The 16,422-nt window shown below is 36.6% G+C and carries 20 protein-coding genes; 13 read left to right on the top strand and 7 right to left on the bottom strand.

Going from position 1 to position 16,422, the window contains the following annotated elements; genetic code table 11:
* From J582_RS17965 to J582_RS17955, 3 genes are all read left to right on the top strand, one after another.
* Positions 1-1,043 (top strand): aconitase family protein (locus J582_RS17965; protein ID WP_032048313.1); only part of this gene is annotated, 1,043 nt, incomplete at its 5' end.
* A 229-nt stretch (positions 1,044-1,272) separates the two neighbouring features.
* The gene (locus J582_RS17960) at positions 1,273-1,707 is read left to right on the top strand and encodes a hypothetical protein (protein WP_031982588.1); all 435 of its coding nucleotides are present in this window, start codon (positions 1,273-1,275) and stop codon (positions 1,705-1,707) included.
* A gap of 138 nt (positions 1,708-1,845) precedes the next feature.
* Entirely contained in the window at positions 1,846-2,829 is a 984-nt protein-coding gene (locus tag J582_RS17955) for an ion transporter (RefSeq protein ID WP_031982589.1), read from the top strand.
* 28 nt (positions 2,830-2,857) lie between these two features.
* On the opposite strand, the gene J582_RS17950 is transcribed toward J582_RS17955, so the two are convergent.
* On the bottom strand, positions 2,858-4,057 hold the full coding sequence (locus J582_RS17950; protein WP_031982591.1) for an MFS transporter: 1,200 nt from the start codon (positions 4,055-4,057) through the stop codon (positions 2,858-2,860).
* A gap of 230 nt (positions 4,058-4,287) precedes the next feature.
* Here J582_RS17950 and J582_RS17945 point away from each other — a divergent pair, with 230 nt between their 5' ends.
* Together J582_RS17945 and J582_RS17940 are read left to right on the top strand one after the other, a co-directional pair.
* A complete protein-coding gene (locus J582_RS17945; RefSeq protein ID WP_139841901.1) occupies positions 4,288-4,716 on the top strand; it encodes a hypothetical protein in 429 nt (142 codons plus the stop codon).
* 271 nt (positions 4,717-4,987) lie between these two features.
* Entirely contained in the window at positions 4,988-5,908 is a 921-nt protein-coding gene (locus J582_RS17940) for a LysR family transcriptional regulator (protein WP_002048985.1), read from the top strand.
* Positions 5,909-5,970: 62 nt separating this feature from the next.
* Here J582_RS17940 and J582_RS17935 read toward each other — a convergent pair whose 3' ends face one another.
* Positions 5,971-6,423 carry a DUF441 domain-containing protein gene (locus J582_RS17935; RefSeq protein ID WP_002049035.1) on the bottom strand — a complete coding sequence of 151 codons (453 nt, stop codon included), beginning with the start codon at positions 6,421-6,423 and terminating at the stop codon, positions 5,971-5,973.
* 256 nt (positions 6,424-6,679) lie between these two features.
* On the opposite strand from J582_RS17935, the gene J582_RS17930 reads away from it, so the two are divergent.
* Together J582_RS17930 and J582_RS17925 are read left to right on the top strand one after the other, a co-directional pair.
* Positions 6,680-6,898, top strand: coding sequence for a hypothetical protein (locus tag J582_RS17930; RefSeq protein WP_002049030.1), 219 nt, complete (start codon positions 6,680-6,682; stop codon positions 6,896-6,898).
* 102 nt (positions 6,899-7,000) lie between these two features.
* The gene (locus J582_RS17925; protein WP_031982594.1) at positions 7,001-7,705 is read left to right on the top strand and encodes a pseudouridine synthase; all 705 of its coding nucleotides are present in this window, start codon (positions 7,001-7,003) and stop codon (positions 7,703-7,705) included.
* Here J582_RS17925 and J582_RS17920 read toward each other — a convergent pair.
* The 3 genes from J582_RS17920 to J582_RS17910 all read right to left on the bottom strand — a co-directional run bounded on the left by J582_RS17920 (position 7,698) and on the right by J582_RS17910 (position 9,567).
* Entirely contained in the window at positions 7,698-8,141 is a 444-nt protein-coding gene (locus J582_RS17920; protein WP_002049009.1) for a GNAT family N-acetyltransferase, read from the bottom strand. The two genes, J582_RS17925 and J582_RS17920, sit on opposite strands and share 8 nt — an antisense overlap.
* 97 nt (positions 8,142-8,238) lie before the next feature.
* The gene (locus tag J582_RS17915) at positions 8,239-8,547 is read right to left on the bottom strand and encodes a type II toxin-antitoxin system RelB/DinJ family antitoxin (protein ID WP_002049033.1); all 309 of its coding nucleotides are present in this window, start codon (positions 8,545-8,547) and stop codon (positions 8,239-8,241) included.
* 111 nt (positions 8,548-8,658) lie between these two features.
* Complete coding sequence (locus J582_RS17910) at positions 8,659-9,567, bottom strand: pseudouridine synthase (protein WP_031982595.1); 909 nt, start codon at positions 9,565-9,567, stop codon at positions 8,659-8,661.
* A 119-nt stretch (positions 9,568-9,686) separates the two neighbouring features.
* Between J582_RS17910 and tsaE the strand changes: the two genes are divergently transcribed.
* The 5 genes from tsaE to J582_RS17885 all read left to right on the top strand — a co-directional run bounded on the left by tsaE (position 9,687) and on the right by J582_RS17885 (position 14,647).
* Positions 9,687-10,160 carry a tRNA (adenosine(37)-N6)-threonylcarbamoyltransferase complex ATPase subunit type 1 TsaE gene (tsaE, locus tag J582_RS17905; protein WP_002049012.1) on the top strand — a complete coding sequence of 158 codons (474 nt, stop codon included), beginning with the start codon at positions 9,687-9,689 and terminating at the stop codon, positions 10,158-10,160.
* The gene (gene mutL / locus J582_RS17900; RefSeq protein ID WP_022575518.1) at positions 10,153-12,108 is read left to right on the top strand and encodes a DNA mismatch repair endonuclease MutL; all 1,956 of its coding nucleotides are present in this window, start codon (positions 10,153-10,155) and stop codon (positions 12,106-12,108) included. The genes tsaE and mutL overlap by 8 nt, the downstream gene beginning before the upstream one ends.
* A 6-nt stretch (positions 12,109-12,114) precedes the next feature.
* Positions 12,115-13,059, top strand: a complete 945-nt coding sequence (gene miaA, locus J582_RS17895) for a tRNA (adenosine(37)-N6)-dimethylallyltransferase MiaA (RefSeq protein ID WP_031952771.1) — start codon at positions 12,115-12,117, stop codon at positions 13,057-13,059.
* A gap of 94 nt (positions 13,060-13,153) precedes the next feature.
* Complete coding sequence (gene hfq / locus J582_RS17890; RefSeq protein ID WP_000033651.1) at positions 13,154-13,660, top strand: RNA chaperone Hfq; 507 nt, start codon at positions 13,154-13,156, stop codon at positions 13,658-13,660.
* Positions 13,661-13,789: 129 nt separating this feature from the next.
* Positions 13,790-14,647, top strand: coding sequence for a DMT family transporter (locus J582_RS17885; RefSeq protein ID WP_022575520.1), 858 nt, complete (start codon positions 13,790-13,792; stop codon positions 14,645-14,647).
* Between the two features lie 36 nt (positions 14,648-14,683).
* Here J582_RS17885 and nfsB read toward each other — a convergent pair whose 3' ends face one another.
* The gene (nfsB, locus tag J582_RS17880) at positions 14,684-15,337 is read right to left on the bottom strand and encodes an oxygen-insensitive NAD(P)H nitroreductase (protein ID WP_002048986.1); all 654 of its coding nucleotides are present in this window, start codon (positions 15,335-15,337) and stop codon (positions 14,684-14,686) included.
* A 138-nt stretch (positions 15,338-15,475) separates the two neighbouring features.
* Here nfsB and J582_RS0104940 point away from each other — a divergent pair, with 138 nt between their 5' ends.
* Entirely contained in the window at positions 15,476-15,694 is a 219-nt protein-coding gene (locus J582_RS0104940; protein ID WP_022575521.1) for a hypothetical protein, read from the top strand.
* A gap of 7 nt (positions 15,695-15,701) precedes the next feature.
* On the opposite strand, the gene J582_RS17875 is transcribed toward J582_RS0104940, so the two are convergent.
* Positions 15,702-16,421, bottom strand: coding sequence for a UDP-2,3-diacylglucosamine diphosphatase (locus tag J582_RS17875; protein ID WP_031982596.1), 720 nt, complete (start codon positions 16,419-16,421; stop codon positions 15,702-15,704).
* Between the last annotated feature and the right edge of the window lies 1 nt (position 16,422).

Raw genomic sequence — 16,422 nt, 5'->3', positions numbered from 1 at the left:
TGCCTGAATCAGTTCTTGTTAAGTTCAAAGGTAAAATGCAGCCTGGTATTACTTTACGTGACCTTGTACATGCGATTCCTTACTATGCAATCAAAGAAGGCGATCTTACTGTTGAGAAAAAAGGTAAGAAGAATATCTTCTCTGGTCGTATCTTAGAAATCGACTTAACAGAAATGGAAACTGACTTAACAGTTGAGCAAGCATTCGAACTTTCTGATGCTTCTGCTGAACGTTCAGCTGCTGGTTGTGCAATCACACTTTCTGAAGAGAAAGTTGCTGAATACTTACGTTCTAACATCACAATGCTTAAGTGGATGATTTCACAAGGTTATGGTGATGCACGTACGATGGCTCGTCGTGTTGAAAACATGGAAAAATGGTTAGCAAACCCAAGCTTACTTAAAGCTGATGCAGATGCTGAATACACTAAATTGTATGAAATTGACTTGTCAGAAATCAAAGAACCTATCCTTTGCTGCCCGAACGATCCAGATGATGCAAAACTTCTTTCTGACGTTCAAGGCGACAAAATTGATGAAGTATTCATCGGTTCTTGTATGACTAACATTGGTCACTTCCGTGCTGCTGGTCAGTTACTTGAGAAAGTACCAAGCGGTTCATTAACAACTCGTTTATGGTTGGCTCCACCAACACGTATGGACGAACATCAGTTAATGGAAGAAGGCTTCTATAACACTTATGGCCGTGCTGGTGCGCGTACAGAAATGCCTGGTTGTTCATTATGTATGGGTAACCAAGCACGTGTTGCGCCGAACACAACTGTTGTTTCGACTTCTACACGTAACTTCCCTAACCGTTTAGGTCAAGGTTCTAACGTTTACTTAGCATCTGCTGAGCTTGCATCTGTTGCTGCTGTACTTGGTAAGTTACCAACTCCAGAAGAATACCAACAATACGCAGCTCAAATTGACAGTATGTCTGCTGACATCTACAAATATTTGAATTTCGACCAAATGGGCGAATATACAAATGCTGCTGATAAAGTAGATACTAAGAAAATTGCTGCTGCTCAATTGACTTAATAAGTCGATTTAGTACAAAAAAGGAGCTGATTATTCAGCTCCTTTTTTATTTTAATGAGAATTAGTGCATATTTTAAATATTAAAGTAATGAATTAATCAAGTTTTATTCCTATAAAATGTAAAAATAAATATAACGCTAGATATTAAAGAAGATTTTGCTTTAAAATAATTGGATGAACTTAAAAATAATTAAAAAGAACATGGGTATTTTATATATGGAACTTAAAAATGCTAAAGACAATTGTTGAATTTAAATTTGATGATTATCAGCTATATGATCAAAATTTATCAGCAGAAGACGGAAATACGTTAGTACAGAAAACGGAAGATATTGCACAGTATATTTATAGTATATTGAAAAATAGATATCACTTAAGTATTGAATTAAATGCTGAACGCTGGGGGTGGGAAATAGAAGTACCATTACCTGAGATCACGATGTATATCGGTATTAGTGTTTATGAAGAATATAGTAATGGCTTTGCGATATTCATTTCACCAAATACGCCAATTTTGAGAAGATTTCTTTTTAGAAAATTAGATATTACTCACCATATTATGCTGCTTCAAAATTATATTAACGTCATTTTGAAGTCACATGCAGGTATTTATGATGTGCAATGGTGGGAAGAAAATCAGTTTAGATATGTTGCTGCTCATTAAAATATAATTAGAAAATATGAAATATTATTTATGATTGTTTAGTTAATACAATTAATAAAATATTTTATTGGTCCTTATAGTGGTGAATTTAAGTATGTGAGCTTAATATATGTTCAATATCATGTGGCTCAGATCTGTATGCGAATTTTAGCTTGGAAGAGATTACGTAAATTCTTCTATAACAACCTTCATGATCATGATTACGAAACAACAGTCAGTAGGTGTATTAACTACTTCTTGGTTTTCTTAATTATTGGGAATGTCATTGCGGTATTGCTAGAAACTGTAAACGATCTGTATTACAGCTATCGTATATGGTTTGACTACTTTGAAAATATTTCAATCACGATTTTTAGTATTGAATACCTCTTACGCCTCTGGAGTGTAGTAGAGCGTGATCCTACACAAGCTGCATGGAAGCAGCGTTTCGCATGGATGAAAAGCGGAGAAGCGCTGATTGACCTCATGGCAATTTTGCCGGCGTATCTAAATTTCTTTGTACGAATAGACCTTCGTATGCTTAGAATTTTACGATTACTTCGACTATTAAAATTAACTCGCTATTTTATTTCTTTGCAAATATTGCTATGTGTTATTAAGCGAGAAAAAGGTTCTTTTCAGGCAGTGATTTTTATTTTAATCATTATGATTATTATGACTGCCTCTGGTATTTATGTGGTTGAGAATAAAGCGCAACCAGAAGCGTTTAGCTCTATTCCTAAAGCAATGTGGTGGGCGGTCGTTACCTTAACCACAGTTGGATACGGCGATGTCACACCTGTGACCAGCTTAGGAAAACTACTAGGAGCTTTAATTACAATTTTAGGGGTAGGGATTGCTGCTTTACCGGCTGGTATTTTAGCTTCCGGTTTAGCCAATGAACTTAACCAACGGAATCAGCGCCTTGAACAAGAGTTTCGTGAGTTACTTCAAGTGCGTGGTATTGACATCATGCATGATGAAGCTGAAATAGAACGTATTCGACAAAAAGTGGGACTACCGAAAGAACAAGCGCATAATCTGATTATCCAAATCATGCGCGAAAAGGTATTAGAAGAAAAAGAATCTGTGAGAGAGAAGAAATGCTATTGTCCACACTGTGGTGAAAAGTTAACAGATTAGTATTTTTATTAAAAAAGCCTAATGAGAATCAGGCTTTTTGAGTTGCTTTTTCTACAGCAAATGCGATGAGCAAGATAATAAGACCACCAAGGCTTAGTACGAAACCTACCCAGATCGGTGCAATCCAGCCCATCTGATGGCTCAGTACCCAACCACCTAAAAATGCTCCTAATGCATTGGCCATATTAAAGGCGGAGTGGTTAAGTGAAGCTGCTAGGGTTTGGGCATCGCCTGCAACGTCCATGAGGCGTGTTTGTAAAGCTCCACCTAAACCCATCACGGTAAGTCCGATTAGGAATAAAGAAGCAATAGCACTATATATATTACTCATCAGAAAGCTTGCAACTACGAATGCAATCGCTGAGCTAATAAGTACGCCCACAATAGTTTTATTGAGATTTTTATCTGCAAGCCAGCCCGCGGCTAACCCACCAATCACCATCCCGATGCCCCACAGCGCTAATGCAATAGGAACAATCTGGATATTAACTTTAGTGTATTCAGTGAGAATTGGTGAGACATAGCTATATACCGAGAACATGCCCCCAAAGCCAATTGCGCCGACTGCAAGGGTTAACCACATATTTATATTTTTAAGCCCAGCTAATTCTGTTTTTATGCTGGCAGTAGCTTGAACTGGAATATTCGGTACAAAGCAAGCTACGGCAATTAAAGTAAAAAATGCAATTGTTGCTGAAAATTCAAAACCTGCTCTCCAACCAAAATGTTGGCCTAACCATGTAGCTAAAGGTACGCCAATAACAGTAGCAACTGTTAAACCCATCATCATTTGTGCAACTGCTGAAGCTCTTCGTGAAGGGCCTGCGAGTTCAGCAGCTACAAGGGCACCGACTCCAAAATATGCACCATGAGGTAATCCCGCAATAAAACGAGAAATTAAAACTGTTTCTGGCGTATGTGCTAAAGCTGTACAGGCATTAGCAATCCCATAAAACAGCATGAGACAAAGCAATAGAGACTTTCTAGGAACTTTAGCGCCCAAAATAGCAATAATCGGGGCGCCAATTACAACACCTAATGCATAAGCGCTAATAAAATGCCCGGCTTCAGGTACTGTGATCTTTAAATTGTGTGCAATTTCTTGAATAAGACCCATTGCGACAAATTCTGTAGTGCCGATACAGAAACCGCCTACTGCGAGTGAAAAAATTGCCAAGAAGAGCGAGTAGTTTTGAGGAGAAGATGAAGGGGATTGGGGTGACGCCATAATAAATTAATAAAAGGAAACTCAAAAAAGAAAGTATAAGGGAAAAAAGAGATCAAAATAATAAAAAACTAGAATCTCGAGAGGAAGTTTGCATATTTAAACTAATAACATTTTATCTTTATATTGAATAATTTATCGAAAGTTTTTATTAAATTATATATGATAAGCACGTAATACTTTAGGCATTACAATAAGTTGTATAAATATTTAAGAAATAGAGAATCTAAATCGTGAGAAAATTAAGTATTGCCTGCCTTCTGGGCTTGGTTATGTTATCTATGTCTGGTTGCTCAGTCTTTATGGCGGGGAATCAACCAAGTAAAAAAAATTTAAATGTTTTAAATCCGGGTAGTTCTCGCAATTATGTTATTGCCGAGTTTGGAGCACCTGTACTTTCCGAATATCGTGATGGTACAAGAGTCGAAATTTATACTTTCCAGCAAGGTTATCCAAAATGGGCTAAAGTAAGCCGAGCATTTGGCCATGGCATAGCAGATGTTGCCTCATTTGGGTTATGGGAAGTATTTGGAACACCAACTGAAGCATATTTTAGTGGGAAAGAAACCTCTTATGAAGTAACGTATGGGCAAGATGACTTGGTAAAAAGCTTTAAGCTCATCGATTTTGAGCAGGCATTTCCTAAAGCAAAAGCACAATGATGAAATGAAAAGGGCCATAAGGCCTTTTTCTTTGTCTATATAAAAGGTTCACTAATTTCTATTTAATAAAAATATTTACCTTTATATTTATGAAAATTCATTTCTTATAAAAAGAATTAAGTAAAGTTCATGTTGAGACAAATTAATTAATATTGTGATAAGATGAATACTGTTCATTAATGGTGATTTATCTAAACTGACTCTAATTGCTGTCAAATAACAGATAAGTTGAAAAATGTATAGATAAATCTATTTGTTCAGGCTTTTGCCCATGTTAGAAATTCGTCATCTTAAAACTTTGGTTGCTTTACGTGAACATGGTTCACTTGTTGCGGCTGCGAATGATCTGTGTTTAACACCGTCTGCTATTTCTCACCAATTAAAAGAATTAGATCATTGGTATGGTGTAGAAGTGGTGAATCGTCGAAGTAGACCTGTTAGTTTTTCAAATGTTGGGCAGCGTTTACTCAAATTGGCTGATGATGTATTACCACAAATTCAGATCACACAAAGTGACATTACGCGAATTGTTCATGGGCAAACAGGCAGAATTATTTTTTCCTCAGAATGTCATAGCTGTTTTGACTGGTTAATGCCTTTATTAAATCAATATCGACAGCAGTATCCAGACGTAGACTTAGACTTTGCTTCGGGCTTTGAAGCAAATCCACATGAGCTTTTACAAAATGGTGAGTTTGATTTACTTATTACAGCCGATCCGATCGCATTAAAAGGAATCGAGTATTTTCCAATTTTTGAATATGAGTCGCGTTTGGTTTTATCAAATACTCATCGATTGGTTCGTGCTGAACATATTACAGTTCAAGATTTAGCTGAAGAGGTTCTCATTACTTATCCGGTAGATAAGCACCGTTTAGATATTATGTCGAAACTATTTATACCGGCAAATATTCAACCAAAACAGATTCGAACTACAGATTTAACGCAAATGTTGATTCAACTTGTAGCGAGCGGTCGAGGCATTGCTGCTTTACCAGACTGGGTAGTGAATGAATATGAACAAAAGGGTTGGGTAACTAGCCGCCGTTTAGACTGTGTTTCTGCAACGGGTTTAAGACGTACATTATATGCAGGCTACCGAACTGAAGAAAAAGAGAAGAGCTATTTTGAAGGATTTTTAAAGCAGTTAGAAAAGTTCTCTTTAAAACGTAATGCCTATTATTCTGGATAAAAAATTAATTGAGCTTAAGTGTTAAAAAGGTGCGATTAAGCACCTTTTTAATATCTATAATTTTATTTACCAATGAATAAGGACAGCAAGCCTGCAGCAATCAGGGGACCAACAGGGACGCCTCGGAGTAAAGCAACGCCCGCAACTGTACCAATAAGTAAGCCTGCCACAACATCAGGTTGGCTTGACATAAGTTTCACACCACGTCCACCTAGCCAAGCCACAAGTAGACCAATAGCAATAGCCAGCAAAGATTTAAAACTTATAAAGGATTTTAAAATACTCTCTCCGCTAAGCTTACCACTGGCAATTGGAGTCAGTACGCCAATGGTTAAAATGAGAATTCCTAGGTTAAGACCATGAGCTTGAATATAAGGAAAAAATTGATTTAATGGTGTGATTTTAATGACGATTAAGATGCCTGCGGCAATCGTTACAGCTGCATTTTGACTTAGTAAACCGCAGATAAGTAGAACTAATAAGACAACTAAATTAACATCAAATTGGGCGAGCATGAGAAGCGGCAAGAAAAGCAAATAATTTGAATTGTATAATAATTAAGAGCCAAAATGTGAGCGCTTTTTAAACGTGGAATAGTTTAAATGAAGCGGTTGCAAGAAAAAAATTAATGTATATGACTCAATGATAAGGAGTTTTATTTTTAGTTACGCTTGGTCACAATGTTATATAAATTAACAACTTAAAAGACCATTCGTTTGAGAGATTATGATATAAAAAATAATCAATACTTATAACTACAGGGTCAGCCATATGGATATTATAGATATCAAGATTAAAGATCAGTTCGACAAAATTTATGATGCGAAAGCACAATTGAAGAAAAATTTAGTTGAACATGAAAATGAGCCTTTAAAGTTAAGTCAGCGTATCGAACATATTATTGTGGATAATGAGATCATTTTGCCTACAACAGAATTATTATTTGAAAGTGAGCAAAACGAAAAAATTTATCGAGTCATTGAAGAATAATTTGAAGATGATGGAAGTTAAGAACAAAGTTGTTAAAGCAAAAACGTAATAAAGCTCTGAAACTGAGTTAAAATAATGGTTTAGTTCTAAAGAGAAAGCTTTATGCTGCTGGAAAAAATTTTGCAATCACAAGGGCTTGGTTCACGTAAATATTGCCAGCAGTTAATAAAAAATGGTTCTGTAAGTATTGAGGGAGAGATTGTCATTGATCTCAAAAAACAGTTTTCTCCTGAAAATTTAGAATTTTCTTTGTTTGGGGAAACTTATCAATATCGGGAAAAAGTTTACCTCGCTTTAAAAAAGCCGCAAGGTTTTGAGTGCTCACACAATCCTCAGCATCATCAAAGTGTTTTTAGTTTATTGCCTGAAATCATGATTCAACGGGGTGTGCAAGCAATTGGCCGCTTAGATCAAGATACAACGGGCTTACTCTTACTCACTGATGATGGTAAATATTTACAAGCTTTAACTCATCCTCGTAAACATGTCCCAAAGGTTTATCATGTTACGACTATTGATTCAGTCACACCTGAGCAAATTGAAATGCTTACTCAGGGTGTTAATTTACACCAAGAAAAAGGTGTGTTTGCTGCGACAGATGTAGCACTGCTAGGGTCTCATCAATTAACAATGACCATTCATCAAGGCGTTTATCATCAAGTCAAAAGAATGATTGCAGCTGTGGGCAATAAAGTCGAAAAATTACATCGACATCAAATCGGTCAATTGGTCTTACCTGAGATTGAGGAAGGGAATTGGGTATATTTGTCGGAGCAGGAAAAGCAACTCGCTCAAAATATTATTTAAGAAAGCAATGGAATGTCTGAAATTCACTGTCTCGAATAAATCCCATTTTTTCATAGAGACGGTGAGATTCATGATTATTCGTTTGAGTCTCTAAACTAATACGTAAAGCATTTTCTTGTTTTGCAAATAAAATAGCTGTATCAATGAGCTGTTTTGCTGAACCCTGACGTCGGAACATAGGGGTAACATAGACATCATCTAAGATATAGTAAGTAGAGCAAGCAACTGAAGAAAAACCTAAATAAAGCAAAACGAAACCTGTGATTTTTTCATCCTTAATGTGGATGAAAAACACACTTTCTTTATTCTCAAAACGTTGTTTTAAAAAATGATGTGATTCATCAAGATTAGAAGATGCACCATAAAATTGACGGTATTCATCAAATAGAACAGCAAGTTGACTTAGATCTTCATAGGTCGCTCGTCTTACAATCATTAGGCGCTCCTTGTATTTATGTTTATATTTTTACAAAGAGAGCATAACTAAAAAAGACGCCAATTGACGTTAAAAGTTGTTTAAAAATGCAACACCGTTAAGTTTTGTCACTTTCACCTAATAGTGCATTTAGCTCTTCAAATAAATCTTCATGGTCATCATCTTCATTTAAATTTGAAGGGTTCTGATTTAATGAAGTTGCTTTTGCTTTTCTCAGTTTTAATAATTGTTCCATATTAATGTTCTGATTTTCGATAGCAAAAGGAATAGATTTAGTTAAGACGACTTGTTTAAAGAACAGTCGTACCGCTTGGGCAGGGGTAATTCCCAATTGTTTAAAAACAGCAAAAGCCTGTTTTTTCTCTTGGGAGTCAAGTCGAACCTGATAAACTTCTGTTTTTCGCATGAATAACAAAACCAAATGATTTTTAATTTTTAGGGATTTATTTTAAACCATCGGAATGTAATTTCAATGTCTTTCAGCATAAAAAATAATCTTTTTGTCATTACGATGAGATTACAGTGTCAATTCAAGCTGTGAATTGAAAACCATTTTCTGTTTTGTTAGCGGGTCTATAAAAGAAATTTGCTTAGCTAGAAGCTGTAAGGGCTGGGAAAAATCATCATCGGCTTTGTGTTGAACTACGGGATAAAACGGATCATTTTTAATCGGTATACCTAAATGATTTAAATGAACACGGAGTTGATGTTGTTTGCCGGTGGTTGGCGTTAAACAATATTTAGCCCAAGATTGATTATGCTGAAGCAGCTCAATTTTAGTTTCGGTATTGGTTTTAGTATGGGGAATAACGCGCATTGTATAAAAGGGCGTGCCGTTATCTAAATACAATTTTAATATCTGAGGGAAACTTAATTCAGCTTTATAGGCAGCGATTGCATGGTAAATTTTATGAACTTCGCGATCTGCAAATAACTGTTGGTAAATTCCACGTGATTGTGGTCGTTTGCAAAATAAAACGACACCGGCAGTTTCACGGTCTAGTCTGTGGATTGGTGTTAAAAACTCATTGCCCGTTTGTTTTTTTAAACGCACCAATAACGTTTCTTGGACATATTGCCCTGTTGGGCTAATCGTTAAAAAATGGGGTTTATCGACAACCAGCAAATCATTATTTTCAAATAAAATCTGATGCTCAAAGGGAACATGTACTTCGTTAGCAAGGAATCGGTAATAAAAAATATGCGTGTTTGCTATATAAGGGCTGTCTAATGTTAATTTTTTGCCATTTTGTGCATAAATAAGTCCATCTTGGAAACGTTGCTGCCACTCTATTGCTTTTATATGAGGAAAGTTTTCACAAAGAAATTGATAGATGGTTTGTACTGTCGTTTGTGGAGGAAGATAGACTTGGCTTGCGCTTACGCCATCAATCATAGGTGGGAAAAATTCAATCGGGCTAGACATAAAAGTGTGTCAATATTTAATAAATGTGATGTAAAAAAAGCCAACTTTAAGCACTTAAGTAGGCTTTAAAGCAGGGCAATGGTATCATATCGATTATTTTGAATCATGTTAAGTGTGTTATGTCGTATTCATTGAAAATGGTCTTAAATCATGAAGAAGATACCCAGCGTTTAGCTCAGGCATTGGCGCAGCATGTTCAAGCTGGCGTGATTTATCTGATTGGAGATTTGGGCGCCGGTAAAACGACATTAACCCGTTATTTTTTGCAAGCTCTAGGGCATAAAGGTTCGGTTAAAAGTCCGACATATACGTTGGTTGAACCATATAAAATCAATAATAAAGAAATTTTTCATTTTGACTTATATCGTCTCAATGATCCGTACGAACTTGAATTAATGGGAATCCGTGATTATTTAGATATTCAGGATGCACTATTTTTATTTGAGTGGCCATCAAAAGGTGGAGACGAAATCCCTGAGGCAGATATCGTTATTGATATTCAAAAATCAGATGATGAACTCAATCGTTTCGTCACTTTAACTTTACCAACAGAGCATTTGTACCAGACTTTGCAGGAACAGCTTCATGACTGATGAAAAGCTAACACAACGTCGTATTCATACATTAGACGCCGCGTTAGCCAACCAGATTGCTGCTGGTGAGGTGATTGAACGTCCCTCATCGGTCGTAAAAGAATTATTAGAAAACTCAATTGATGCAGGTGCAACTGAGTTAATTGTGCGGATTGCACAAGGCGGCTCAACATTAATCGAAATTATTGACAATGGACATGGAATTCATCCTGATGATTTACCATTGGCAGTGATGCGCCATGCAACCAGTAAAATTAAAACAGCAGAAGATTTACACGCGATTGTGAGCTTAGGTTTCCGTGGTGAAGCACTTGCTTCTATTGCTGCAGTTTCACGATTGACTTTAACCAGTAGCCAAGATGAAAGCGGAATTGGTCATCAGGTCGAGGTGAATGGTACAGCCTTTGATCATCAACAAGTCCAAGCTGTTGCTGCACAAAAGGGCACCCATATTCGAGTTCAGGACTTATTTTTTAATGTACCTGCTCGTCGTAAATTTTTAAAAAAGCCAACCACTGAATTTGGGCATATTGAAGAAATTGTACGTCGTTTGGCGCTAACACATTTTGATATACGTTTTGTACTTGAGCACAATGACAATATTCGAATTAATTTACCAATAGCAGATAGCGGGGAATTAAGATTTCAGCGTGTACAGCAATTATTGGGTCAACAGTTTGTTCAAAATGCTTACTGGATCGATGCCGAAAGTATTAACATGCGTTTGTCAGGTTGGCTAGGGCATCCTTCTGATGCACGTGCTCAAGCAGACTTACAATATGTGTATGTAAATGGCCGAATTGTGAAAGATAAAACCATTTCACATGCTTTAAGAATGGCATACGACGGTATTTTACATGGTCATCAGCATTCATCTTATTTGCTTTTCTTAGAAGTCGACCCTGAAAATATTGATGTTAACGTTCATCCGACGAAACATGAGATTCGTTTTCTAAATCAACGAGAAGTACATGAGTTTGTCAGACATTATGCTAAAGAAACGTTAGCACAATTTCAGACCGCTAGTGCTGATTTGGCACAAGCCATGAAAGTAGATGATACTCAAAATCTTTCGGTACAACCTCAGCCTAAATATCAAGAACAATTCACATTACATCGTACAGAGCAAGCTGTTGATACAACTCTAGATAAGCCGAATAGTTCTCAACCTTCGACTGAGCTTTTAACTGATTTTAATAATAGTCGTCCCCAAGCTGTTCACTATGCAGAACAAACTCCAAAATATAATGGTTCTGCGCAGTTAAATAATGCATTAAAGACTTATTTGGCGCCATTACGTGATCAACCTGCTACCAATTTTTCAGTTGATGAAAATGTTGAACCAGTTGCTAAAGTAGATGAATTTCCATTAGGTATCGCAATTGCTCAGCTTCATGGAATTTATATTCTGGCGCAAAATACTGAAGGTTTGATTATTGTTGATATGCATGCAGCGCATGAACGTATTTTGCTGCAACAAATGAAAAATGCTTGGGATAAACCTGAGTTTTGGACATCTCAACAGTTACTTATACCTAAAGTCATTTCAATTAGTCGTATGCAAGCGGTACGGGTCGAAGACTTAAAGCCTCAGCTTGAGCGTTTGGGGCTAGAAATTGATTTATATGGCGATGAGCAAGTCATTGTGCGTGGTGTGCCGGCTATTTTGCAAAAAGCAGATTTTGAAAACCTTATTCCTGAACTTCTTAATGATTTAGATCCAAATGATGAAGCTCAAGGATTATTGCAAAAGCGTGATGAACTGTTAGCTGGTATGGCATGCCATGGGGCAGTGCGAGCACATCGACAACTTAGCCTCTCAGAAATGAACGCTTTACTTCGCCAAATGGAACAAACCGAATTTGCCAGTCAATGTAACCATGGTCGTCCAACTTGGCGTGCATTTCCATTATCTCAACTAGATAAATTATTTGCTCGAGGAGAGTAGTTTTACATGTCAAATCAATTGCCCGTCATCAATTTAATGGGACCAACTGCAAGCGGAAAAACCGCTTTGGCATGTGAACTTTACGAGCGTGGAGATTTTGAGTTAATTTCAGTTGATTCGGCTCTTGTATATAAAGACATGGATATTGGTACGGCTAAACCAACACGTGAAGAGCAGGAGCTATATCCACATCATTTAATAGATATTATTACTCCACTTGAGGTCTATTCGGCTGCCCAGTTTGTTGAAGATGCTTGTGTTTTAATTGACGAGATGCATTCACGCGGCAAAACTCCTATTTTGGTAGGAGGAACCATGCTTTATTTCAAGGCGCTCCTAGAAGGATTATCAAGTAACTTGCCAAGCGCAGATGCAAATGTTCGTGCAGCAATTGAAGAAAAAGCAGCGAATGAAGGGTGGCAAGCTGTTTATGATGAACTTGTGGCAGTAGATCCGGCAGCTGGTGTGAAATTCAAGGTTTCTGATAAACAAAGAATTATTCGCGCGTTAGAAGTTTATCGTATTACAGGTCAACCAATTACCAAATTGCAGGCAGAACAACCAAAAAACGTACCATATCGATACATATTTCATAACTATGCTTTGCTTCCAGATCGGTTAGAATTACATCAACGCATTGAGCAAAGATTAAGCAAAATGTGGGATATCGGTTTTTTGAGTGAAGTTGAATCTCTAATTGAAAAATACGATTTAGATGAAAATTTACCCTCTATGCGTTCTGTTGGTTATCGACAAGCTCTAGAATTTCTATTAAAAAGTGATATGAGTCTCAAAAAAAAGCAAGAAATGGAGGATAAAGCCTTATTTGCAACACGACAACTTGCCAAACGTCAATATACGTGGTTACGTTCTTTGCAAGAAATACACGATTTTAAAACTTACTTGACGATAAAGCAGGCGAAAGAAGACTTGCGAAACTCTTATGGATAAAGCAAAATTTGCACACTGTCTTTTTATAATTTTTAGTTGAAAAATAAAGATAGTTTTTTTGCGCTGATTTAAAAATTTTTTTTTGGAGTTAAAAATGTCTAAAGGTCAAACTTTACAAGATCCGTTCTTAAATTCTCTCCGTAAAGAACGTATCCCAGTTTCTATTTTCCTTGTTAACGGTATTAAATTACAAGGTCATATTGAATCTTTTGACCAATATGTTGTTTTATTAAAAAATACTGTAAGTCAAATGGTTTACAAACACGCAATTTCTACAGTTGTTCCAGCTCGTAACCCACGTCCAGCAGGTGCACAAGGTGCAGGTTTCCCAGCTCAGGGTGGTAGTCAAGGTGGCTTCGGTGGTCAAGGCGCTGGCTTTGGTGGTGCTCAAGGCGCTGGCTTCGGTGGTCAAGGTGGCTTCGGTGGTCAAGGTGGCTTCGGTGGTCAAGGCGGCTTCGGCGGTCAAGGCGGCTTCGGTGGTCAAGGTGGCTTCGGTGGTCAAGGCGGCTTCGGTGGTCAAGGCGGCTTCGGTGGTCATCAAGGCGGTTTCGACAACGATTCTAAATTTGAAGATGGTCAAGACGACGAAAATAATCGTTAATTGATTAGCTTAGAAAAACCAGTCAGTGATGGCTGGTTTTTTTATAGCTTTAAAAATATAAAAAGTATATTCAGTTATTTGTAGTGCATCTCGCTTTCTTGAAAACTCAGTTTAATAGGTTCTTCGCAAATGATATTAATATTTGCTGCGGCGCTGTGCAGTGTTCTGGTGTCTGTATTACTAAAAAATTTAAAGAAAAAGGGCTATCAACCCATGCAAATGATTGCATGGAATTATGCAAGTGCTAGCTTGTTATGTTATTGGTGGTTTAAGCCAGATATTCAGCATATTTCTATACAACACATGCCTTGGTGGCTAATCGTTGCTTTAGGCATCATTTTACCGAGTATTTTTTTATGTCTTGCGAAATCCTTAGAGCATGCCGGTATCGTCAAAACAGAAATTGCTCAACGATTGTCAGTGGTACTCTCTTTATTAGCAGCTTATTTCTTTTTTCAAGAACGGTTTAATTCTCTTAAATTATTAGGTATTGGTTTAGGAATTTTTGCTGTTATTTTAATCGTATTTGGACAGATAAATGGCACTTCAGGCCATCAATCGAAAAAGGCAATTCTTGCGTTAATGAGTGTCTGGTTTGGTTATGCTGCTGTAGATGTCTTGTTAAAATACACGAGTAGTTTGGGGCTACAATTTACGTTAACTTTGAATCTGATTTTTATTACAGCCTTTGTATTATCAATAGTTTATTTATTATTCCAAAAAAAGTCAGCATGGAATTTTAAAAATACTGTGGCCGGATTAATACTAGGTGTACTTAATTTTTCAAACATTGCCTTGTATGTTAAAGCACATATTTTACTTAAAGATTCACCAGCGATTGTCTTTGCAAGCATGAATATTCTAGTGGTATTACTTGGGATAGTTTGTGGTGTAGTTTTATATAAAGAAAAATTAAAACTCCCAACGATTTTAGGAACGATTTTGGGAATAAGTGGATTGGTTTGTTTAGCCTTAGCTATGAAATAGGAGTTCAAAAGACTGTTCTTTTGAACTCTGCTAATCTTATAAATGTGTAAAAATAACTTCATCTGGCAGACGAGATTTTGGCAACTTCGCATTGAAATCATTTTCACTTCTATAGCCAAGTGAGACAATGACAGAGCTACGTAAGCCTTTTTCTTTTAAGCCAAATTCTTCATTTAAAACATCTTCGTCGAAGCCACCCATTGGGGTTGCATCTATGCCTTCAAGACCAGCTGCAAAAAGTAGTTGTCCTAAAGCGATAAAAGTTTGGTTTTCCATCCAGCCAAATAAATTTTTTTGTTCATTGCGATAAAACTCAACGTAGCCATGGCGTGTATCTTTTTGACCAAGTTTTGCTTTTTCATCTTTAAATCGACCGCTTAAATCATCTTGTTCAAGTAATTGATTTAAATATTCGGGTGAAATATCTGTTCTTGTACAAAATACAAGCGTATGTGATGACTCAAGAACTTTAGGAGCATTATAGGCATATCGCCCTGTTAAGGCTTTAGCAATGCGTTCTTTAGCAGCAAGATTGTCAGCCACCAAGAAATGCCAAGGTTGAATATTCACTGAAGAAGGGGTGAAGCGTAAAATTTCTAATAATTTATTAAATTTTTCTTTGGGAATTTTTTTCTCAGGATCATACGCTTTTGTGGTGTAGCGACTTTTAACCGTATTTAGTAAATCCATACTTACTCCATATCAATCTTATTACAATCGAAGTGTTCTCATCTTTGGCATGATACGCGATTTTATAAGAAAACATCTGCATTTTAATGTGATAAAGAAATATAATACTTATATAAATTTTTAATTAATTTATTGAAAATGTTTGATTTAATGCCCAAAGATGCAAAGAGTAAGCTGCGAGAAATTAGAGTTGTTAAAGCCTTTCTGTTTTTTGCATTTGTATTGTGTCTTTTAATTTTATACATCGAATATCAAAAATATGGACATATAAGCTGGAAATTTGTATTCCTTACCTGTCTATGTATGATCTGGGATTTTGATTTAAATAAACAAGCTAAGCATGTGAAAAATAACTGACAATTAATTAATAATACCAATCAGTTAGTTTGATTTGCTGCAGATGTGAAGAGGGATCAATTTCTAAAATTTGTGCGTGATCTTCTTTCCAGTCACCGAGTACAATTCGTTGTTTGTTCTGTACTTTATGAATAGCTGGACGATGAGTGTGCCCATGAATAAGTATGTCTATATCTTTTAGGGCGGAGAGCACGGCTTGTTCATTCACATCCATAATCTCATAACTTTTTTGCTGTTTGTCCGAATGGCTTCTTTTACGGAAACCATTGACCAGCTTCGCACGGAAGCTCAGTGGCGTACGGCGTAAAAAGGCAACTAAAAGGGGATTTCGAATAATTTTTTTAAATCTTTGATAAGAAATATCATCCGTACATAACGCATCGCCATGTTCTAGACGGTATTGGTGGCCTGCAATATTAAGATAATAAATATCGGGGAGTAATACACCATTAAACTTATTGAGGAAAACCTGATTTAGAGCAAAGTCGCGGTTACCGACTTGAAAGTAAACACGATTACCTTTTTCATTAAAAACTTTTAAAGCTTCGACAATTTCGTCGAGCCAAGGAGCTGAATAATCGTCACCAATCCAAGCATTAAACCAGTCACCTAAAATATAAAGCTGTGTTTGTTTATTTTGATAATGTACCAACAAATCTAAAAACCCTCGAACGAGTCGAGGGTGTTCAGGTGACAAATGTAAATCTGAAATAAACAGATAGGTCACA

It is taken from the genome of Acinetobacter sp. 1566109, assembly GCF_000582255.1.
Classification (GTDB): Bacteria; Pseudomonadota; Gammaproteobacteria; order Pseudomonadales; family Moraxellaceae; genus Acinetobacter; species Acinetobacter nosocomialis.
The sequence above is the reverse complement of the archived record's forward strand: the minus strand, read 5'-3'. Positions and strand labels throughout refer to the sequence as shown.